The organism is Noviherbaspirillum phoenicis, assembly GCF_047237965.1.
Lineage (GTDB): Bacteria > Pseudomonadota > Gammaproteobacteria > Burkholderiales > Burkholderiaceae_D > Noviherbaspirillum_A.
The window spans coordinates 3,675,968-3,696,880 of sequence record NZ_JBDFLX010000001.1 but is presented as its reverse complement, the minus strand read 5'-3'; the positions used below and the strand labels follow the sequence as shown (position 1 = coordinate 3,696,880).

16 protein-coding genes are annotated in these 20,913 nt (G+C 59.8%); 14 read left to right on the top strand and 2 right to left on the bottom strand.

Going from position 1 to position 20,913, the window contains the following annotated elements:
• Positions 1-24: 24 nt before the first annotated feature.
• Positions 25-1,722 (bottom strand): type I secretion system permease/ATPase, encoded by a 1,698-nt coding sequence (locus ABC383_RS16515; RefSeq protein ID WP_413015172.1) that lies wholly within the window; start codon positions 1,720-1,722, stop codon positions 25-27.
• A 34-nt stretch (positions 1,723-1,756) separates the two neighbouring features.
• Positions 1,757-8,302, bottom strand: coding sequence for a VCBS domain-containing protein (locus tag ABC383_RS16510; RefSeq protein ID WP_413015170.1), 6,546 nt, complete (start codon positions 8,300-8,302; stop codon positions 1,757-1,759).
• A 914-nt stretch (positions 8,303-9,216) separates the two neighbouring features.
• Between ABC383_RS16510 and ABC383_RS16505 the strand changes: the two genes are divergently transcribed.
• From ABC383_RS16505 to ABC383_RS16440, 14 genes are all read left to right on the top strand, one after another.
• Entirely contained in the window at positions 9,217-10,887 is a 1,671-nt protein-coding gene (locus ABC383_RS16505; RefSeq protein WP_413015168.1) for a sensor histidine kinase, read from the top strand.
• A gap of 53 nt (positions 10,888-10,940) precedes the next feature.
• Complete coding sequence (locus ABC383_RS16500; RefSeq protein ID WP_413015166.1) at positions 10,941-11,645, top strand: response regulator; 705 nt, start codon at positions 10,941-10,943, stop codon at positions 11,643-11,645.
• Between the two features lie 474 nt (positions 11,646-12,119).
• Complete coding sequence (locus tag ABC383_RS16495; RefSeq protein WP_413015164.1) at positions 12,120-12,266, top strand: Flp family type IVb pilin; 147 nt, start codon at positions 12,120-12,122, stop codon at positions 12,264-12,266.
• Between the two features lie 164 nt (positions 12,267-12,430).
• Positions 12,431-12,628, top strand: coding sequence for a Flp family type IVb pilin (locus ABC383_RS16490; RefSeq protein WP_413016395.1), 198 nt, complete (start codon positions 12,431-12,433; stop codon positions 12,626-12,628).
• A gap of 13 nt (positions 12,629-12,641) precedes the next feature.
• Complete coding sequence (locus tag ABC383_RS16485; protein WP_413015162.1) at positions 12,642-12,845, top strand: Flp family type IVb pilin; 204 nt, start codon at positions 12,642-12,644, stop codon at positions 12,843-12,845.
• A gap of 208 nt (positions 12,846-13,053) precedes the next feature.
• Positions 13,054-13,650 carry an A24 family peptidase gene (locus ABC383_RS16480; RefSeq protein ID WP_413015160.1) on the top strand — a complete coding sequence of 199 codons (597 nt, stop codon included), beginning with the start codon at positions 13,054-13,056 and terminating at the stop codon, positions 13,648-13,650.
• Positions 13,651-13,702: 52 nt separating this feature from the next.
• Positions 13,703-14,323 (top strand): methyltransferase family protein, encoded by a 621-nt coding sequence (locus ABC383_RS16475; RefSeq protein ID WP_413015158.1) that lies wholly within the window; start codon positions 13,703-13,705, stop codon positions 14,321-14,323.
• Positions 14,324-14,596: 273 nt separating this feature from the next.
• Entirely contained in the window at positions 14,597-15,700 is a 1,104-nt protein-coding gene (locus ABC383_RS16470; RefSeq protein ID WP_413015156.1) for an ATP-binding protein, read from the top strand.
• 89 nt (positions 15,701-15,789) lie between these two features.
• Entirely contained in the window at positions 15,790-16,635 is an 846-nt protein-coding gene (gene cpaB / locus ABC383_RS16465; protein WP_413015154.1) for a Flp pilus assembly protein CpaB, read from the top strand.
• Between the two features lie 43 nt (positions 16,636-16,678).
• Positions 16,679-18,322, top strand: coding sequence for a type II and III secretion system protein family protein (locus ABC383_RS16460; RefSeq protein ID WP_413015153.1), 1,644 nt, complete (start codon positions 16,679-16,681; stop codon positions 18,320-18,322).
• Positions 18,323-18,329: 7 nt separating this feature from the next.
• Entirely contained in the window at positions 18,330-18,620 is a 291-nt protein-coding gene (locus ABC383_RS16455; protein ID WP_413015151.1) for a hypothetical protein, read from the top strand.
• 32 nt (positions 18,621-18,652) lie between these two features.
• The gene (locus tag ABC383_RS16450) at positions 18,653-19,960 is read left to right on the top strand and encodes a pilus assembly protein TadG-related protein (RefSeq protein ID WP_413015149.1); all 1,308 of its coding nucleotides are present in this window, start codon (positions 18,653-18,655) and stop codon (positions 19,958-19,960) included.
• Positions 19,961-19,969: 9 nt separating this feature from the next.
• A complete protein-coding gene (locus ABC383_RS16445) occupies positions 19,970-20,419 on the top strand; it encodes a TadE/TadG family type IV pilus assembly protein (RefSeq protein WP_413015147.1) in 450 nt (149 codons plus the stop codon).
• A complete protein-coding gene (locus ABC383_RS16440) occupies positions 20,416-20,877 on the top strand; it encodes a TadE/TadG family type IV pilus assembly protein (protein ID WP_413015145.1) in 462 nt (153 codons plus the stop codon). Before ABC383_RS16445 ends, ABC383_RS16440 begins: the two co-directional genes overlap by 4 nt.
• Positions 20,878-20,913: the final 36 nt, after the last annotated feature.

Here is a 20,913-nt window from a genome sequence, read left to right as displayed (position 1 = left end):
TGCAGGCCCTGCAAGCCGCCGATATCAGGCCGCGTCCTGTGCCGCGCGCGGCATGCTGACCACCTGGCCGCCGGCCGGCTGGCGCATGGCCTGCAGCACCTCGGCCACGGTGCCGTAATGCTGGGCACGGCCGGCTTCCAGCACCAGCATCTTGTCCATGTGCTGCACCAGGGTGCTGCGATGGGTGACCACCACCACCGTCACCTCCCCCTTCAATGCCTTCAGCGCCTCGCCCAGCGCCAGTTCGCCGCCGCCGTCGAGATTGGAATTGGGCTCGTCGAGGATCAGCAGCTTGGGCTCGCCATACAGCGCGCGCGCCAATGCGATGCGCTGGCGCTGGCCCGGCGACAGCATCACCCCGGCGCTGCCGATCACGGTGTCGTAGCCATTGGGCAGGCCCAGCACCATGTCATGGATGGCGGCGCGCTGGGCGGCGCGCACCACGGCCGCCGGGTCCGGCACACCCAGCCGCGCAATGTTTTCCGCGACCGTGCCGGCAAACAGCTCCACGTCCTGCGGCACGTAGCCCAGCCAGGGCCCCAGTTCCTCACGGTCCCATTGCGCCAGGTCGACGCCGTCGAGCCGCACCACGCCGGCGGCCGGCTGCCAGAGGCCGGTCAGCAGGCGCACCAGGGTGGACTTGCCGGCGCCGCTGGGACCGACGATGGCCATCGCCTCGCCCGGCTCCAGGCTCAGCGACACGCCGGCCAGTATCAGCCGCTCGCTCTTGGGCGGCCGGAACACCAGCCCGCTGGCCTGCAGCCTGCCGCTGGGCGCCGGCAGCTTCATGCGTTGCGGCTGGCTGTCGATGGCTTCCAGCAGCGCGCTGGTGCGGGCATACGCCAGCCGGCCCTCGGCCAGCACGCGCCAGCTGCCGACGATCTGCTCCACCGGCGACAGCGCCTTGCCGAGCAGGATGGTGGTGGCCACCATGATGCCCGGCGTGCCGTCGCCGGTGATGACGAGGTAGGCGCCAAGCGACTGCATCAGGATCTGCACCATCTGGCGGGTGGCGCGGGTCAGCGCGGCCATCGCCACCGACCGGCGCGCGGTGGGCCGCTGCAGTTCGGTGACCCGGGCATTGAGCGCGCGCCATTTCGCAATCAGCGCGCCGCCCATGCCCAGCGACTGCACCACTTCCGCGTTCTGCATCGAGCTTTCCAGGTAGCGCGTCGACCTGGCCGCTTCCTGCTGCAGCGCCTTGATGTTCCTGCGGGTGATGCGGTCATTGATCACCGCCAGCGCCAGCATCAGCACGGCCGCCGCGAGCGCGGCCATGCCCAGCACCGGATGGGCCAGCCAGATCACGGCGATATAGACCACGGCCCAGGGCGTGTCGAACAGGGCCAGCAGGCCCTGCGCCGACAGCAGGTTGCGCAGGGCCGCCACGTCGCGCAGGCCTTCGGCGCTGCCCTGCCCCGCATTGCCGGCCGAGCGGGCGAGCATCACCCGCGCCACCACCGGCGAAAGCTGCTCGGCCACCATGTTGCCGGCCACGCCCTGCAGCCGGCTGCGCAGGTAGTCGAGCAGCAGGCTCATGCCGAGAGCGACAACCATGCCCAGCAGCAGCACCAGCAGGGTCTCGCGGCTCTGGCTGGTCAGCACCCGGTCGAAGACCTGGAGCATGAACAGCGCCGGCGCCAGGAGCAGCAGGTTGGTGAAGAAGGACAGCCCGAACACATGCGCGAGCGGGCGGCGCAGAAGCGATAGGAGCGATTTCATCGAACACTCGGGTAAAGGCGCAGGATCAAAGCCATTAGCCGAGCTTGAAGTCGCTGCTGCTCACGGTGCCTGTCGAGCCGGGCAGGTCGATGTGACCGAACAGCACCTTCGCCTGTCCACCGTTGCCGTCGGCGTCGTAGAACAGGTTGCCGGTGGCTGTGTCGTACAGGATGTGCTGATTCTGGTTGTTCGCATCACCGCCCGATGCCGCACGGAAGTTGCCCGAATTCAGCGTGCCCGCGGTGAAATTCGATGCGCCAAAAATCGCGGCGCTCAACTCGATCTTGTCGATGCCCGCCTGGAAGTCGCCGATCGTGTCGACGTTCGTCAACCCGTTCAGTGCGGCGTCGAAGACGAATGTATCGGCGCCCTGCCCCCCGAACAGCAAGTCGTTTTCTGCTCCGCCAATAAGCCTGTCATTGCCGGCGCCGCCGAACAGGAGGTCTTTTCCTGCACCGCCGTTGATCACATCGTCGGCGCTCGAACCGGCGATGATGTCGTTGCCGGTACCGCCAGACAGCGACGTCGAGAGATTGTAGGCGCCCGTTCCCAGATCGTAGCCGGCAACCGTGCCGCCATTTTTAAAGGTCATCGTCTCGATCGTGGAGTTGGCCACGTACTGGTCCAGGATGGAAAGGTGCACCGCACCTGCGCTGCTGACTGCGGTGAACTCCAGGTTATCGCCGTACCGCTCGAACTTGAACGTGCTGAATGCCGTACTGGTGTTCTCACTCACTACATCAGTGCCTCCATGATCCAGAATGGATATGTTGCCGGAGTTGATCGTGATGTCGAAGGTCGTGTTGGCAGCCTGGCCGTTGGTCTTGCTGTCGGACAAATCCGCTCCGGCGTTAATCACGAAGCTCATCAGGTTTGGCGTCGGATCGAGATCGACGCCGCCGTTGAGCGTGCCGCCATTGTCCTGCACCTGGAAGGTGAAGTTCGCGCCACCGGAATAGTCGTTGGCAGGCACGAATGTCAGCTTGCCCGCGTTGATATCGGCCACCTGGATGAATGCCCCCGCGGTGATGGCTACATTGTTCAGCAGCAGGGCGCCATTTGCGCCACTTGGCAGTGCCGTGATTTTCACGGCGAGCAAGGCGTTGCCGGAACTGTCACCGCTGTCGCTGAAGCCGAAATCGGCTGCCTTGAAGGTATAGCCCTGGTCTTCAAAGATGGTGATCGTATTGTTGGTCCCGGAAGGCGCATCGTTATTATTGAGGACGGTCACGGCGATCGCCTGGTCGTCGAACAGGGAGCCGTCCGAGACCCGCACCACAACATCGTAGACGTTGTTGGCGCCGGTATCGGCGGGGGCTTCGAAGTTCGGCGCCGTCAAAAAGGAGAGGTTCCCGCTTGCGTCGATCTTGAATTTAGACTGATCCGCTCCGCCCACGATACTGTAGGTCAGCGACGACGCAGGGCCGTCGTCAGTAGCAGTAACCTTTGTGACAGAGGTCGAATTTTCATAAATCGCAACTGCCGCTGTCGCATTGCCGCCATTGGAGGTAATGACCGGCGCCTTGTTGGTGACAGGTTCGTCGACGCCATTGATCGTGAAGCTGACAAGCTTCTCGGTGCCGTCGATCGACTTCACGGTGAAACTGTCGACCTTGATCTGCCCGGAAGCCAGCGATTGGACGGCGCTGTTTGCCACCGTATAGGTATAGCTGCCTGCAGCATCGAGCACCAGGCTGCCCAAATTGCCCTGGGTCGGGACCACCGTGGTCTGGAACGCCGCCTGACCGGCATCCACGTCGCTGATGCCAATGACGCCGGTGGCGACCAGGTTGCCCTGCGCAGTGACAGCGACGTCTTCCGTCACGGAAGACACGCTAGGCGTGCCGATCACAGCGGCGTCGTTGGCGCCATTGATGGTGAAGCTGACCGTTTTGGTGGTGCCGTCCAGGGTTTCGACGGTAAAGGAATCAACCTTGGTGCTGTTGAGGCCCAGGGATTGCACGGCGCTATTGTCCACCGAGTAGGTATAGCTGCCGTTGGGGTTGAGCACCAGACTGCCGAGATTGGACGCGTTCGCGCTTACCCCGGTCTTGAACTGCGACTGGCCAGTATCGGCATCATTGATCGAGATGCTGCCCGACGCAGTGAGTTTTCCATTCGTCACACCAACGTCTTCGGTGACGGAAGCGACGGTCGGCGTGCCAATCACCGCCGCGTCATTGATGCCAGTGACGGTCCAGCTCACAGATGCTGGCGTGCTTGCCGTACCGTCCGAGACACCATAGCTGACTGTCACGTTTGCAGTCTGTCCCTGGCCCAGCGACTGGTATGCGCCATTGGTCGGATCCAGCGTGAAGCTCTTGCTGGCGGCATCGTAGCTGACGCCGGCTGGCAGGGAAGCAGGGAGGTCCACGACAGACAAGATCGTGCCGCGGTCTGCATCGGATGCATTGGCCAGCGCACTGAGCGTGATGGCTGCGCCGTCCTCCGTGGCGGTGCCGACCACCGCGCCGGAAATCACCGGCGCATCATTGCTGCCGGTGACCGTCAGCACCGATGTAGCCGGCGTGGAGCCGCCGTTGCCATCGACCACGTTATAGCTGAATGTCAGCTGCACGCTCTGGTTCGCGCCCAGCGCATTGAACTGGGCGGGGTTGAGCGTCAGTGCGCCGGTTTCATTGTCGACGCTGTAGGCCACGCTGCTCGCCCAGGCGCCGCTAGTGACGGTATAGCCCACCGATGCGACGTCGATGTCATCGCCTGCGTCGATGTCGCTGGCGTTGGCGAGCAGGTTCACCGTCACCGGCAATGCGTCTTCATTGACTGTGGCCGCAACTGCGCTGGTGACTCGCGGCGCGTCGTTGGTCCCGGTAATGGTGATGGTGGCGGTTTGCGCGGCCTTTGCGCCGTATTGGTCCACCACGTCATAGCTGACGGTGATCTTCTGCTCCACGCCGGCGGCTAGCGCCTGGAATGCCGCATCCTTCGGGTTCACGGTCAGGATGCTGTCCGCCAGGGTCAGGCCGGCAACCAGGCCAGTGACATTCGCCACCGACAGCGTGGCACCCTGGTCCACATCGCTTGCCTTGTCGAGCAGGTTCAACGTGAAGGCACTGTCATCCTCATGTGCCCCCGCTGACAGCGCCGCCGTGACGGTCGGCGCATCGTTGGTGCCCGTAATGGTGATGGTCTCGGTTTGATTCACCGTGGCGCCGTGCGTATCCATGACCTTGTAGCTGACGACGATGGTGCTGGTCTGGCCTTGTGCCAGGCTGTTGAAGGCATCAGCGGCCGGATTCACCGACAGGGTATGGCCTGTCACGCTCACGCCTGCCGGCGCGGCGCCTGTGGCCTCGCCGCCATCGATGCTGTAGCGCACGTCCGTCACGGTCAGGGTGGCGGTCTCGCCATTGTCGACATCGCTTGCGCCGGCCAGCAGATCCCTGGTGAAGGTGGCGGCGCCTTCGTCGGTTGACGCGGTCAGCGCCCCATTCACCACCGGGCTGTCATTGGTGCCATCGATGGTGATGGTCACGGCTTGCGTTGCCGTGGCGCCCTTGTCATCCGTCACGGTCGCAGTGAAGGTTTCGGTCCTGCTATCGCCTTCAGCCAGCTTGTCGGCAGCGCCGCCTGCATCGTTGTTCAGCGTATAGGTCCACTTACCATCTGCTGCAATCGCAAAAGTGCCGAAGGTGCCGCTGGTGCTGCCGCTCCAGGTGACGCTTGCGCCATCGTCCACATCGCTCGCAGCAAGCTTGCCGGATGCTTCTGGCGTCCCCGCCAGCGCGGTGCCGTCGTCGAGATTGCCGGCCTCCATCACTGTGCCCCTGGCTGCCGCGTCAATCGAAGTCACTACCGGCGCATCGTTGGTGCCGGTGACTGTGATGGTCAATGTCTGCGCGGCGGAATAATCGGTGCCGTCATAAGCCCTGAACTGCACTAGCACCTGCTGGGTCTGGTTGGCAGCCAGATGGTCGTACGCGCCCACGGTTGGGTCGAAGCTGTAGCTGCCGTTCGCATTGAAAGTCAGGCCGGCCGGCGCTGCCGCCGTCAGGCTGTAGGTCAAACTGGCAGTCTGCCCGTCATCCACGTCGCTTGCGCTCACCTGCCCGTTGACGACGGGGCCGCCTTCGACAGCCGTATCGGTCCTGGCCTGGGCAACAGGCGCGTCGTTGGTGCCAGTAACAGTCACTACTACCGTGCTGGAGGACTGCGCACCATGTTCGTCCCGCATCGTGTAGGTCAGCGTTACCTCCTCGGTCGCGCCTGCCTTGAGATGGTCGAAGTCGCTTCCCGGATTGAACACCAACTGGTTGTTCACCACGCTGACGCCGCCCTTGGCTGTCTCGCCGGACAGCAGCGTGAAGAGATGGTTGTCGTCGGCATCGGTATCGTTCTTCAGGACGTCAATGGCGAGCGTCTGGTTTTCCGTGCCGGAAGCGGCATCGACGACGGCTACCGGAGCGTCGTTGGTGCCGGTGACAGTCCAGGAAACCGAGGCTGGCGTCGTGACCTTGCCGTCCGAGACACCGTAGCTGACCGTGACAGTCGTAGTGACATCCTTGGCCAGCGACTGATATGCCGCATTGGACGGATCCAGCGTAAAGCTGTGCGTGGCGGCGTCGTACGTCACGCCCGCGGGCAGATTGGCTCCGGCCGCAATTTCGACTACCTCAAGCGTCGTGCCGTTGTCCACGTCCGAAGCCTTGGCCAGCGCATCGAGCGTGCTAGTGGCGCCATCCTCGGTGGCTGCGCCGGTCACGGCACCCGATACGACAGGCGCATCGTTGGTGCCGGTTACCGTAATGGCCTGAACCTGAGTGGCAGTAGCGCCCTTGTCATCCGTAACGGTCACCTGATAAGCCACCTTGACCGACTGGCCTTCCGCCAGGTAATCAGGCGAAGCCAGGCTGAAGCTCCACTGGCCATCCTTGGCGATTGCGAATGCCTTTTCAAATGCTGTCGCCTGCGCCTGCGTCAACACGATGCCTGTAGCAGTCACTGTCGCGGTAGCAAGGGCAGCTTCGACAACCGCATTGTGGTCAGCGTCACTGAAGCCGACCTTGCCTGAACTGCTCAGGACCGCATCGCTTTCGGCGAGCGTGGCATTGGTTGCTGCGGTATGGATGACGGGCGCATCGTTGGTGCCGGTAATCGTAATAGTCACGTCCCGCGTGTCGCTGGCGTAGGCGTCGGAGGCCTTGATCTTGTAGGTCAGCGTCAACTGCTCGCCATCGGCCAGATAATTGAACGCTTCGCTGCCGGAGTTGAATGCCCACGTCAGATTATTCGCGGTGCCAGGATCGGCCTCCAGACTGTTCTGCACTAGCGTCAACATGGCCTTGAGCGCAGCGTCGCTTGCATCGAGGCCTGCTGTTGCGCCGCCAACCGACACCGACTCAACCATGATCGTGCTCGTGTCGCTCAGGTCCGCGTCGGTCACGGTCAGGGTGCCCGATGTGCTCAGGCCGGCATTTGTCTCGCTCAATACGGCTGCCGCGCTATCGTTCTCCAGCACGCCGATCACCGGGGCGTCGTTGGTGCCGGTGACGGTAATGGTTTCAGTCTGGGTGACGGTGGCGCCATGCGCATCCGTGACTTTGTAGCTGACGACGATGGTGCTGGTCTCGCCTTGGGCCAGGCTGTTGAAGACGGCATGTTCCGGATCGACGGACAGGGTATGGCCTGACACGCTCACGCCGCCTGGCGCGGTTTCCGAATATGCGCCGCCGTTGACGCTGTAGCGCACGTCAGTCACGGTCAGCGCAGCGGTCTCGCCCTGGTCCGGATCGCTCGCGCCAGCCAGCAGATCCCTGGTGAAAGCGGCATCGCCTTCAGCAGCGTTCGCCGTCAGCGCGCCAGTGACTGTCGGCTTATCGTTGGTGCCGGTGATGGTCCAGCTCACCGATGCAGGCACGGTAGCCGTGCCGTCGGAGACGCCGTAGCTGACGGTCACGGTCATTGTTGCGTCCTTGGCCAGCGACTGGTATGCCGCAGCCGACGGGTCCAGTGTGAAGCTATGCGTGGCTGCATCGTAGGTCACGCCAGCCGGCAATCTGCCGGCGTCCGGCACATTCACCACCTTCAGCGTGGTGCCATGATCCACGTCCGACGCATAGGCCAGCGCATCGAGCATGCTGACCGGGCCATCCTCGATGGCTGTGCCGGCGACGACGCCGGTCACCTTGGGCGCATCATTGACGCCATTGATCGTTACCTTCACGGTGGACCAGCTGAGCGTGCCGTTGCCCAGGCGAATCGCATAGCTGAAGGTGTCAACAAAAGACTCCCCTTCCGCCAGGGCCTGCAGTTTGTCGTTGATCGTGGAAGTGTCATAGGCAACCGTTCCCTGGCTTGTTATCCAAAGCCGTGCGCCTTGAGAACTTCTTTCCCCGCTGGCTTCGCCAACAATGACGTCTTTTGCCAGCAGATCAGTCGCGCTGTTAAAGCCGTCGTCAACCGAGTAAAGCGTTTTCGCGGCGCCGCCAAGATCATTGGTCATCACGTCGAGGTAGTAGACCGTCTGTTGATCTTCGACGAAGTTGTAGCTGTCAGAATTTGCCTGCGGCGTGTTGGATATCGAAATCTTTATGCCCGAGGAGGTGGTGGTGTCAGCCATTATTTTCTCTTTTTAAATATACAAGCGGATATGTTGGGTATTGCTTCAGCTAGCAAATCTTCGGTTTTTAAAAATCAATTCTGAATTTCAGGCACGTAGGACAAAACCCGACAAAACGGTTCACTCATTCCTACAAACGCTGACCGATAATAAATAGCAACTTGAAGCCATACAATCTTGTTATGTACCGCTGTGCATAGGAGAAAGCGCCTGTTTTTATGATAGGTCACCAGTCGATTTGTACTGTTTTCGATTGTGAACGCAATAATTCCCGGCTTGTGTAATGAACGTGACAGACAGGATAAAAAAACACCCCTCGTTTAAAACATCTATTTTCAGTTACAAATCTTTCCATTCTTATAAACGAATAAATCGGAGCTGTTTCTGGGCGGTTTTCATTTAACCTGAGATTAAAACCAGGGCCTCACCTTCAGCACGAAAGTGACTTGATAAGCAAGCAACATGGAAAAACATCTTCGGTCATTCCCGATTGGAGATTAAGGAACGCATTGCAAGCTGAATGAACCTTATATAGACGACATCGCTATCAGGCGATCGGAGCCCAACCGGGCCGGACTCCCACACCGGATTTGCCCCAAGCCAGCACCATCCCGCTTCTCCTGCAAATGCCAAATGCCCCGCCACGCAAAGTCACCTGTTTTCAACGGTAAAAAGGGGAAAGAATTCCCTGCCAAAACCTGTTGCTATATATCAACATCTTGCGAGTTAATCTAATTTTCAGAACGTTTGCTGTTCGCATCAATTTTCCAGTGGTAAGATTGTTGCAGGCTACTAGCAGTTATCCAACGTTAAATAAAGGTTTGTTTAATTCGTTAGCAATCTCACGCTCGCTTGATGCAAAAAGCGAAGAACTTGCTGACTTGTTTGCGATGCCATCACTGTGTGAACCGAGCATGTTCAACAACAAGAACGACAGTCATGGCCAGTTAGGGCTGGATTTTTCGGATGGGTCCATGGTGACCCATATCCGGCTACTGCTTGCGGTCTCGGCGCTGCTCACCATCTTCACCGAGTCGGCACCCGAACCGGACCGCCTGGGCTGGGCCGTGTTCATTGGCTACACGCTGCACACCACCGCCCTGTTCGTGCTTTCCCTGCTGCACAAGCCCATTGCCCGCAGCAAGCTGATCCCCTGGCTCGACGCCTGCTGGTACGCGATGATGGTGATCTCCACCGGCGGCAGCGAAAGCCTGTTCTTCCTGTTCTTCTTCTTCGCCATCCTGACCGCTTCCTTCCGCTGGGGCTTCGAGGAAGGCGCGCGGATGACCGTGGCGTCCACCCTGCTCTTCTTTGCTGCATGCGGCCTGGAGCAGACCGTCGACGTGCCTTCGACCCTGCTGCTGCGCGCCACCTTCCTGCTGGCGCTGGGCTACATGATCGCGCGCTGGGGACAGTCGGAAATGGCGCTGCGCAAGCGGCTGGCGCTGCTGCGCGACGTGAACCAGTTGTCCAACCCGCGTTTCGGCGTCGACCATACCGTGACCTCGGTGATGCGCAAGACCCTGGAATTCTTTGGCGGCGAGAATTGCGTGCTGGTGGTGCGCAATGATGACCAGGCCGCCTGCATCTACCGCAGCGTCAAGCGCAACGCGCCGGACGAGATCGCCAGGGCGCAGCATGTGGACGCGCGGGCCATGGCGCCGCTGCTCGACTTCGCCCGCGAACAGGTGGCGCTGTACCAGTCTCCCGCCTTGCCCGGCGTCAGGCTGCGGGCGGGCTGGCGCATCCATGACAACGCCACCGGCCATTGGAGCAAGGACGCCGGCCATGATGGCGACAGCGTGGTGGAACTGCTGGGCAGCCCGGCATTCATTGCCGCGCCGGTACCGCTGCGGCGCGGCAATGAATGCCGCATCTACGTGGCATCGAAGCACAGCGATCTCACCCGGGCCGACGCCCTGTTTCTTGCCCATATCGCCGCCCAGGCCTTTCCCGTGATCGAGAACATCGAACTGCTGGACCGGATCGCCTCGGAAGCCGCCTCCCAGGAACGCAAGAAGATCGCCCACGACCTGCACGACGCCGTGATCCAGCCCTACATTGGCCTGAAGATCGCGCTGCACGCCATCAGCCGCAAGGCGACGCCGGGCAACCCGCTGGCGGAAGACCTGCAGCGCATCAGCGACATGGCCGGCCAGGTGATCACCGAGCTGCGGCAGTATGCCGGCCGCTTTAACAGCGGCGCGGTGCAGAGCGAATCGGCTTTCCTGGCCAGCCTGCACCGGCAGGCCGAGCAGGTGCGCAAGTTCTATGGCATCGACATCACCATCAGCGTGGACGGCAGCTTCAGCGTCAGCGACCGGCTGGCCGCCGAGGTGTATCACGTCATCAGCGAAGGCCTGGCCAACATCCGCAAGCACACCAGCGCCCGCCGCGGCGCCGTCCGGGTAGGCTGCACGGAAGGCTGGCTCAACATTCACATCGAAAACGAGGGCGCAAGCCCGCAGCCGGCGGACTTCACGCCCCGCTCCATCGCCGACCGCGCGGAAGCGCTGGGCGGCCGGGCCAAGGTGCTCAGGGCCAACGGCGGCCGCACCGCGGTGCATATCAAGATACCGGTCTAGCCGAACCGGAACAAACCATGAACACCACATCAACAACACAAACGGGAACAGGGATGGATACCATGCAGCGCGCCATCAGGATCATGCTGGTGGACGACCACCAGACCATGCTGTGGGGACTGGAGCAACTGATACGCAGCGAAGCGCCGCGCATGGAAGTGGCAGGCACGGCGCGCACCTGCGACGAGGCCGTGAGCGCGGCGGCGCGGCTGGCGCCGGACGTGATCCTGCTGGACGTGGACCTGGGCGGCTGCTGCTCGGTCGACATCGTTCCCGCGCTGATCGCCAACGGCGTCTCGCGGGTGCTGCTGCTGACCGGCAGCAGCGACCAGGAAGCGCTGGACCAGGCCGTCAAGCGCGGTGCGCGCGGCGTCCTGCACAAGCGGGCATCGCCGGCCGAGGTGATCAAGGCGATCGACAAGGTCTACCACGGCGAACTCTGGCTGGACCAGGCCGCGCTGGGCCGTGTGCTGGGCCACCTGCTGAACCCGGCCGCCGCCCCCAAGCCCGACCCCGACGCCCACCGCCGCGCCAGCCTGACAGCCAAGGAACGCAAGGTGATCCAGGCCGTGGTGGAAGGCAACGGCGCATTGAACAAGGCCATCGCGGAACGGCTCTTCATATCGGAATACACGCTGAGGAATCATCTGACGTCCATCTACCAGAAGCTGCAGGTGGCGAACCGGCTGGAGCTGTATGTGTATGCGGTGAAGCATGGGCTGGGGGTAGAGCAGGAGAAGATGAAGTCGGCGGGGTAAGGTTGGCAGGCGCTGGCTCGCGCCAACCGCGTTACGCGCCAACTGCCGGGGTACTGCCCAACTGGAGATGAGGGCCACAACAGCGGCCCGTCCCCCTTCGCTGCTGATGGCCATGCGCTTGCCGTGGCACGCAATACACCTCTTGCGAAGGCAGCGCATGCCGCAAGCAGGAGAATGAGAGCCTTGCCGGACTCTTATTGATGAACCATCCCGCCGGAGCGGGCTGCAAGCTTACTCATCAATTAAACAAACGCAATAGCCTGCTACTTAGGACACCCGGTGGGCAATTTTTCCCATACGCATCAGGTACAAAAGTACTGGGTATTCCATCAAACAAGGGTTATCGAGTCCTACGTCGAAAAGTAGTTTTGTCAGTCTCGCTCCTACACACCCCTCCTTATAGTTCATCCCATCAGGAAGCACTTTCCGCTGCCTGGTAAGCGTTCAAAGCGGTTTTAAAAATCGGAGAGTGTGATGTTTTCATTAAAGGGCGTGCCGTATGGCTTCATGCGCTTCCTGCAGGAAGAAGACGGCATTTCCTTTATCGAATGCGCACTCGTGGCCTCGCTTGTGGCAGTGGTTGCAGGTATTGGGCTTCTGGCGCTGGGCAAGGTGATGTAAGGCTGGTTCTTATTCCGGGCTACGGCAGTGGAATAAACAGACAAGGAGCGGGAGGTCGCCGGGGTTTGTGGTTTTAAGGGTGGACAACGGCTAACAATAAAATCCGCGCAGTGGTATTGGCAGTTGATTCATTGACCTCTTGTAGACAACTTTGAAAGGAAAACATCATGGAAATTATCAAGAATTTTATGCAGGAAGAAGATGGCGTTACGGCTATTGAATACGGCCTGATCGCAGCATTAGTCGCCGTTGCTATTGTGGTGGGCGCAGGCGCGTTGGGTACAAACCTGAACGGCCTTTTCCAACGCATTGCGAACTGCATGGCAACCCCGACACAAGCGGTATGTTCACTGGTAGCTTAATGCCATGAATTCCATGAATGCCATGAATGCAATAGGAAATTTCGTTCATGAAGAAGAGGGCGTAACAGCAATCGAATATGGCCTGATTGCCGCACTTGTGGCAGTTGCCATTATTGTTGGGGCAACCGCTCTAGGAACCAATCTCAATGGAATTTTCCAACGAATTGCAGACTGCATTGCTGCACCATCCGGTGGCGCTTGTGCAGCCGTTGCTTAACGGTTGACCTAGACAAGGGAATGGGAGAGACCCATTCCCTTGTTTTTAAAATTTTGCACGAGCATATTCTTACTTTTAAATGTTTCAACACAACGATTCTCGTAACTAAGGTTTTTAAAAAGATCTTTTAGCAAAAATTTTCGCTAGCTAAACCTGGAAATTTTTAAAAATCGTAACAAAAAGGACTGGCACAAGCAGCCGGAATCATATGGAAAATATAGTTTTGTTCCAAGATGGCCTAGTTCTTTTCTTCGGCACTTCCTTCATTGAACTCGAACAGGCTGCTCTTTTCCTTCTTGTTGTGACTGCCGCTCTATTCGATATAAAGTCCCGGCGCATACCGAACAAGCTGGTTTTCCCAGGCGCTCTTGCAGCAATCGCATATCACACCATGTCGCCGTACGGAATCGGGTTCTTCGGTTCAATGGGCGGATTGGCTGTCGGGCTCGCAGCTTTGCTCCCGCTCTACATGATCCGGGCAATGGGTGCCGGCGATGTCAAGTTGATGGCGATGGTGGGCGCCTTTCTTGGCCCCATGTCAGCCGTCGGCGCCATCATGACCACCTTTATTGCCGGCGGTGCCTTAGCCATTGCGGCAGCGATAAGAAATAAATCGGCCCAACGCATGCTGAATAATATTCGGGCCATGATGGCCCATGCTCTGGTTGGAGCCGCGACCGGAACGCGTATCTATGCCGACATCCGCTCTGTCTCAGCAGGAAAACTCCCTTACGGAATTGCAATCGCAGTTGGCACTACCGCCCATATTCTGCTGATCAAGAATGGGCATGCGCTTTTATCGTAACGCGTTTGTATAGCCATTGAGTATTGCCGATCACAAAAAGGCCATCAAGCAAATGAACCGCTTATCTACAATGGGCAGCCACCCGATCACACAGATTGCCGCCGCAGCCCTGCTGATTCCAATGTGGGCTTGGTTTGGATATCGCCACATAGTTGCATTCTCTGTTACGGACGAATGGTCTTATTTATTCCTGTGCATCTCAGAGACTTTGACTGTAGGCTTTCTGTTGATCAGGACCTATCCGAAGTCCGTATCAAAAATACCACTTGATTGGATCGTGGCCATAGTTGGCACTTTCTCCACCCTTCTTTTCCTGCCTGCGACATGGGGAATACTGCCCTCTGCAAAGTACGCCATCGCATTAGGCACATTGTTGCAGATATTCGGAATGATTTCCCTTAACCGCAGCTTCGCCATCGTTGCAGCCAAGCGTGAAATAAAAACCAAAGGCATGTACCGCTTTGTCCGGCACCCCTTGTATGCCAGTTACCTGCTGACCTATTCCGGATATTTGTTAGCCAATACAAATTTTGAAAACCTGATGATTTATCTGTTTGCAATAGGGTGCATGGTGTTGCGTATCTTCCGGGAAGAAAATCATCTCTCCGTTGACCAGGGATATGCCGCTTACATGCGTCGGGTTCGGTACCGGATCATTCCTTTTTTGTTCTAAAGCGGCCTCTTGCTGACCTAGGGAAATGTCATAAAGCCCAAATGAGCCATTATGCTTACTCAATTTAAAGAAAAAGACAATCAAGCGCAGCCAAGACGCGCCCATGCCAAGTCTCCCCGGGCACCACGGACACCTGAAGAAACCGGATTACCTTTTCTGTTTCTAGTTGAACTGGTTTCGAAAACGCTTTTTCTACGTGGCCAAATCCGGCTGCTTGATCTGGCCGCATATTTAAAGCTAAGCGCCACCATTGTTGATGCAGCTGTCAGTTTCATGCGCGCCGAGAAGCTTTGCGAGGTCAGCCGACGTGGCGGCAGCAACACCGATGCCGACCTCACCTTTACTCTGACCGACACGGGCCGCGTGCGCGCGACCGAATTCCTGAGCCGCAGCGCCTATGCGGGCCCAGCCCCAGTGACTGTGCAAAACTATTGCGCCCAAATCGACGCGCAAAGCGTGGCCCACATGCATGTACTGCGGGAAGACATCGGCCGGGAATTTGAAGGCATTGTCGTCAGCCCTCAGGTGCTGGACAGATTCGGCGCCGCGATGAATTCCAGTCGCGCCATCTTCATCCATGGCCCGGCCGGCAGCGGCAAGACCTTCCTTGCGGAATGCCTGGCCGGCCTGCTCAAGGGTGATATCTGGGTGCCTTATGCAATCCTGGTGGATGGCGAAGTGGTTCAGGTCTACGACCCGGCTGTTCACCATCAAGCAGTGAACGAAGTAGCGAACGCAAGCCTGCTGGACAAGCGCGATGCACCGGATCCGCGCTGGGTCCGCTGCAAGCGCCCCGCGGTACTGACCGGCGGCGAGCTGACGCTGGACATGCTGGAACTGCAGTTCGATCCCGGCACCCGCTATTACCAGGCGCCGCCGCACCTGAAGGCCAACAACGGCATCTTCATCATCGACGACCTCGGCCGCCAGCGCTGCTCGCCCACCGAGCTGATGAACCGCTGGATCGTGCCGCTGGACCGACGCATGGATCACCTGGCGCTGCACACCGGCCACAAGTTCATGGTGCCCTTCGACGTGATAGTTGTGTTCTCGTGCAACGTCGCGCCGGACCAGTTGGGCGACGGTGCCTTCCTGCGGCGGCTGGGCTACAAGATCGAAATCAGCGCGCAGACCGAGCAGGAATATGAGCGCATTTTCCGCCAAGCCTGCGAACGGTATGGCGTGCCTTACTCGCACGATGCCTTCCAGTATCTACTGCGCGAGCGGCATGGGAAGGAAGGAAAGCCGCTGCTCGCCTGCTACCCGCGTGACCTGGTGTCGCAGGTGCGGGACTTGGCCCGCTATGAAGGCAGGCCAGCCGAGCTAAACCGGCAGGCCCTGGACTGGGCTTGGGCCAACTATTTCACCGAGCGCTAGCAGCTGGAGACGAGCATGAAACGTAGCATTGTTAAACCCAACCGCAGCCGCAGCAGGCAACACCTGCTGGCCCGACCAGAGGAACGGAAATGAGAAACACACGCGCATTGATGATGATGGCGATTGCCGTCTTGCTGGCGTTCGCAGCCGTGATCGTTGCGGCACGCTGGATAGGGGCGCAGATCCAAGGCAACTCCGGCAAGATAGCGGTGGCACTGGTCGATATCGGACTGGGTGCGCGCATCAATCCCGAGATGGTGCGCATGGTCGACTGGCCTACCGGCGCGATGCCTCCGGGCGCTTTCACCGACCCAAAGGAACTGGATTCCCGTGTTGCGCGCAGCAGCATGCAGCGCGGCGAGCCTATCATGGAAGGCAAGCTGGCGCCACCCGGCACCAAGGGCGGCCTGTCCGCTGTCGTGGCCGAGGGCAAGCGTGCTATCACCGTGCGTGTCAATGACGTAGTGGGCGTGGCGGGCTTTGCCTTGCCGGGCAATTACGTGGACATCCTGGTCAATACCCAGGAAGAAGGCGCCAAGAGTCCCACCCGTGACTCGACCATTTCCAAGATCGTGCTGGAGCGCATCCTTGTGTTGGCCATTGCGCAGGAGTCCAACCGCGACGACACCAAGCCCAAGGTGGTCAATGCGGTGACGCTGGAAGTCTCGCCCGAGCAGGCCGAGCGGCTGGACCTCGCGCGCAGCGTGGGCAGCCTGTCGTTGGTGCTGCGCAACCAGATCGACCCAGACCCCGTGAATACCGGCGGCGCGACCAAGGCCACTCTGTTCAATGTGCAGGCGCCAGCGGCGCCGGCGCCGAAATCCGAGCCCGCACCCAGGCCCCGGCCCGTGATCAGGCAGGCCGCCGCGCCCAGGCCGCCGGCTGACCATGTTGAAATCATCAAGGGCCTGGCGCGCACCACGCAGCAGTTTTGAAGCACAAGCCATGTCAAGAACAAGAAAGCAAGGGAGAGTATCGATGAGCAGATCCTGGACCGAGGTAAGGCCGGCCGTGCTGCGCGTGGCGCTGGCGGTGGCCGGCGCCGTGGCCGCCCTTGCGGCGCATGGCCAGACGGCCGTGGAATACGGCACCGTGGGCACCCGCACCGCGCCCGTGAAAGCCGCGGCGTCGCTGCCGGCTGCGGCAAAGCCGGTTGCCCAACCGGGCAAGCCGGGCAACGCGGTTGCTGCTGCGGCAGCGGCAACTGCCGCAGCAGCAACCGCGCCGCAGCAGCAACCGCGCATCCAGCAGCCGCGGATGCCCGCTACCGGCAATGTCGACATGGCGCCCCAGGTCTTCCTGGCTGAAGGCAAGTCCACGCTGATGCGCCTGCCCTACCCGGCTTCCCGGCTGTCAGTGGGCGACGCCTCCGTGGCCGACGTGATACTGCTCAACCCCAGCGAGATCTACATGCTAGGCAAGTCGGTAGGCTCCACCAACCTGATGCTGTGGAACAGGAACAATGACGCCACCATCATCGACATCGCGGTCAGCCTCGACACAACCGCGCTGCAGTCGCGCATCAACCTGCTGATGCCCGAAGAAAAGGACATCAAGATCACCACCGCGGCCGATACCCTGATCCTGTCCGGAATGGTCTCCGACGTCGGCAAGGCCGAGCAGGCGATGGCGCTGGCCAACGCCTATGTGCAACGCAGCGTCAAGGGCGCCCAGCCCGGCGGCGCGGCGGGTAGCGGCGATCAAGGCGCGGCGGCCGGTGGCCAGTCCGGCGCGGCGCCCAAGGTGGTTAACATGATGGGCATCGCCGCGCCGCAGCAGGTAATGCTGGAAGTGAAGGTGGCGGAAGTATCGAAGACCCTGGTCGACCAGCTCGGTGCCAGCATCGGTGCCAGCAAGAGCCGCGGCAGCTGGACCTATACCCTGCTGTCCAACCTGCTGACCGGCAGCCCCAGCCTGGTCGACGGCTTCAACAACCGGAACGGCAACTTCGCCACTTTGGACGCTCAGAAACGCGACGGCCTGGTAAAGGTGCTGGCCGAGCCGACCGTAATGGCCATCAGTGGCCAGGAGGCCAGCTTCCTGGCCGGCGGCAAAATCTTTATTCCGGTCAGCCAGACCAACAACAATGGCATACCGACCATCTCACTTGAGGAAAAGGAATTCGGCGTGGCGGTGAAGTTCACGCCCACCGTGCTGGCCGGCGGTCGCATCAACCTGAAAGTAGCGCCCGAAGTGTCTGACCTGAACCGCGAAGGCGTGGGCATTACCGCCACCGGCGTCAACACGACTGCCATCCTGCCTTCCTTTACCACCCGCCGCGCCACCACCGTGGTGCAGCTGTTCGACGGCCAGAGTTTTGCCATCGGCGGCCTGATCAAGAACAACGTGACAGCCAACATTAAGGCGCTGCCGGTGCTGGGCGAAGTGCCGGTGCTGGGGCCGCTGTTCAGCAGCAACGACTTCCAGAGCGACAAGACCGAACTGGTGTTCATCGTGACGCCGCGCCTGGTCAAGCCGCTGGCGCAGGACTATCCGCTGCCCACCGACGGCTATATCGAACCGACGCGTGCCGAGTTCTTCCTCAGCGGGAAAATGGAAGGCAGTCGGCCGCCGCAGCCGACCCGGCCAAGTGATCCGGCAGCCGGCTTTGAAGTGAAATAGGAGAACGATGATGAACAACCTGTCCACCCGCTTGGCGCTCATCAGCACTGTGGCCCTGCTGGCAGCTGGCTGCGCGCAGCGTGCGCCTCGTCTGGAAAGCCAGATGGGTCAGTCGCTGAACATGCTCAGGGCGCAGCAGACCGTTAATCCGCAAGCCTCGAACAACACTGACCCGGTCGCCGGCATGGATGCCCGGTCGGCGCAAATTGCAAACGACCGATACGAGCAGTCGTTCAAGACACCGGCGGCTCCACCGCCACGCAATGCCTTCACGATAGGAATAAGCAGCGGGCGCTGAGTTCCGCCGCACTGCTACATGGAGGAGATGTAATGGAAAGGCTTTCGTTTCATTGGACCCGGCAAGGCGGCGCAGTGGCCATTATTGCCGCATTGGCGCTGCCAATCCTCATTGGGTTCGCAGGACTGGCTCTCGACCTCGGGCATATGTATATCGAGAAAACGGAACTACAAAATGCTACCGATGCGTGTGCCCTTGCAGCATCCCGGGAATTGACCTGCGATCCGGCGGCCGGCCCATGTCCTTCGTCGTACCTGGAAGCGGCTGTGAACAGCGGCCTCACCGTGGCCCGACGTAACAGAATTGATTTTCAAGGCAATCAAATTTCGAATGCGCAAATTTCGGCGTCGGACATCAAGTTTAGTTTGACCATAGCGCCGAACTCCGCCTATCTGGACAAAGACGCTGCCAATCCAGCTTCAAAGTATGTGATGTGCACAGCGTACCAAACGGGCATTATTCCCTGGTTCATGCGTATTCTTGGAATAGGGGAGCAGTCGGTTTCTGCCCAGGCTGTCGCCACACTGGTCGCTGCACAATCAAACTGCGCCATACCTTTGGGTGTATGCCTTGCATCAGGGGGAAGCGCTACGAACCCATACGCTGGCTTCAGCGTTGGGCAATGGCTTACAAGCAGAATGAGCTCGTCCTCGACCGGAAGCTTTGACTGGATCGATTACACGCCAGCCAGTGGCGGTGGCGCTAGTGAACTGGCCGACATGCTTACGGGTACTGGGCAGTGTAATCTGCCTCCTACGGGCCCTGCTACTTGCTCGTCGGGCGGTGCCGGTACGCCAGGATGCGTTGGCGCCCAAGGCAACAAAAACGCTTTGGGCAAGGCGTGGAATACCCGCTTTGGACTTTATAAAGGAAGTAATACAGCAGCGAACGCGCCGCCCGATTACACCGGTTACGCATATACGCCAACCTCATGGCCGTCCCGAACTGATGCATTCAGCAACTTCCAAAGCGCAAGAGCGGCCTTCACGCCGTTTCAGGGAGAGACAGCAGCTGGCCTTCCAAGAAACGCGCTTAATGGCTACTCAACCGCGCTTTCCACTACCTTGAGTACATCAGGAGCTGACCGTCGTCTTGCGGTGGCTCCAATCGTTGATTGCTCCTCGTGGGCTGGATCGAGTCCGCAAACGGTGCCTATTTTGGGCTACGCCTGCGTGTTGATGCTTCATCCGATGTCTAGCGACAATGGTCCAAGCGGCACGGAGGAAGTGTTTTTGGAATACCGTGGGAGATCGACTGATCCTGGCAGCCCATGTGCGACCTCGGGCATGGTTGGAGGCCCCGGAAGTGTCGGTCCACTCGTCCCCGCACTGGTGCAATGAGGATGCGCCATGAAATTTCTTTGTAAGCAAAAAGGCGTAGCAGCGGTGGAACTGGGAATCCTCCTTTTTCCATTGCTATTGCTGACGTTTGGCGTGACAGAACTGGGCCGTGCTTTTTATCAGTACAACAGCTTGGCAAAAGCAACCAGAGACGCAGTGCGTTTTTTATCTTCCCAAGGTCCAGGCGACGCGGTAGATCTAGCTACGGCAAAGTGCCTCGCTGTTTATGGCAAAAGGACCTGTTCAGGCAGTGTGCTTTTACCTGGGCTTACTCAAGGCATGGTGACGGTTTGCGATAGCAGCAACTGTGCAGACCATCTCAATCAAAGTACCACTACTGGCGTGATCAATCTCGTTACCGTCACCATAACCGGCTATCCATTCAGTTCGATGGTGCCGTTCTTGGTGCCGGATATCACGTTTGGGCCAATTAGCACAACCATGCGGCAGGTGTTATGAGAGCATCGTCGAACTCCTTTCACGGCCCTTATCGCCGACAGCAAGGCGTGGCCGCCGTGGAATTTGCGCTTGTTTGCACCATATTCTTCATGCTCCTGATTGGGATGATGGAAATGGGGCGCATGCTGTTCTACTGGAACTCCGCTGCCGAAGCCACCCGCTTCGGCGCCCGTATGGCGGTCGTCTGCGATCAGGCGGATCAGGGCTTGGTGAAGACGCGTGTGCGAGAACGCTTACCTATCCTGCCCCCGGACAAAATTTCAATCGACTATGAACCGGCCGGCTGCACGATAAATACCTGCCAGTCCGTAACAGTCAGCATATTGGCAGGAGTGTCGATCGCCACTTTCATTCCCTATGTGCCTCTTTCCCTTAGCCTTCCACCCTTTTCCACCAGCTTGCCACGGGAAAGCATGCAGAGTGCTGCCGGTAGCGTGGGGAATCCAGTGTGTAGCTAGACGCCGTGAGTAGTTTGTATAGCGCATCACGAACAG

What these genes read in the sequence shown, in the direction of transcription:
- ABC383_RS16510 (WP_413015170.1), bottom strand. Translation starts at nt 8,302, where the DNA reads ATGGCTGACACCACCACCTCCTCGGGCATAAAGATTTCGATATCCAAC.
- ABC383_RS16470 (WP_413015156.1), top strand. Translation starts at nt 14,597, where the DNA reads ATGCGCGCCGAGAAGCTTTGCGAGGTCAGCCGACGTGGCGGCAGCAAC.
- ABC383_RS16450 (WP_413015149.1), top strand. Translation starts at nt 18,653, where the DNA reads ATGGAAAGGCTTTCGTTTCATTGGACCCGGCAAGGCGGCGCAGTGGCC.
- ABC383_RS16440 (WP_413015145.1), top strand. Translation starts at nt 20,416, where the DNA reads ATGAGAGCATCGTCGAACTCCTTTCACGGCCCTTATCGCCGACAGCAA.
- ABC383_RS16485 (WP_413015162.1), top strand. Translation starts at nt 12,642, where the DNA reads ATGAATGCCATGAATGCAATAGGAAATTTCGTTCATGAAGAAGAGGGC.
- ABC383_RS16500 (WP_413015166.1), top strand. Translation starts at nt 10,941, where the DNA reads ATGGATACCATGCAGCGCGCCATCAGGATCATGCTGGTGGACGACCAC.
- ABC383_RS16505 (WP_413015168.1), top strand. Translation starts at nt 9,217, where the DNA reads ATGTTCAACAACAAGAACGACAGTCATGGCCAGTTAGGGCTGGATTTT.
- ABC383_RS16495 (WP_413015164.1), top strand. Translation starts at nt 12,120, where the DNA reads ATGTTTTCATTAAAGGGCGTGCCGTATGGCTTCATGCGCTTCCTGCAG.
- ABC383_RS16460 (WP_413015153.1), top strand. Translation starts at nt 16,679, where the DNA reads ATGAGCAGATCCTGGACCGAGGTAAGGCCGGCCGTGCTGCGCGTGGCG.
- ABC383_RS16455 (WP_413015151.1), top strand. Translation starts at nt 18,330, where the DNA reads ATGATGAACAACCTGTCCACCCGCTTGGCGCTCATCAGCACTGTGGCC.
- ABC383_RS16445 (WP_413015147.1), top strand. Translation starts at nt 19,970, where the DNA reads ATGAAATTTCTTTGTAAGCAAAAAGGCGTAGCAGCGGTGGAACTGGGA.
- cpaB (WP_413015154.1), top strand. Translation starts at nt 15,790, where the DNA reads ATGAGAAACACACGCGCATTGATGATGATGGCGATTGCCGTCTTGCTG.
- ABC383_RS16480 (WP_413015160.1), top strand. Translation starts at nt 13,054, where the DNA reads ATGGAAAATATAGTTTTGTTCCAAGATGGCCTAGTTCTTTTCTTCGGC.
- ABC383_RS16475 (WP_413015158.1), top strand. Translation starts at nt 13,703, where the DNA reads ATGAACCGCTTATCTACAATGGGCAGCCACCCGATCACACAGATTGCC.
- ABC383_RS16515 (WP_413015172.1), bottom strand. Translation starts at nt 1,722, where the DNA reads ATGAAATCGCTCCTATCGCTTCTGCGCCGCCCGCTCGCGCATGTGTTC.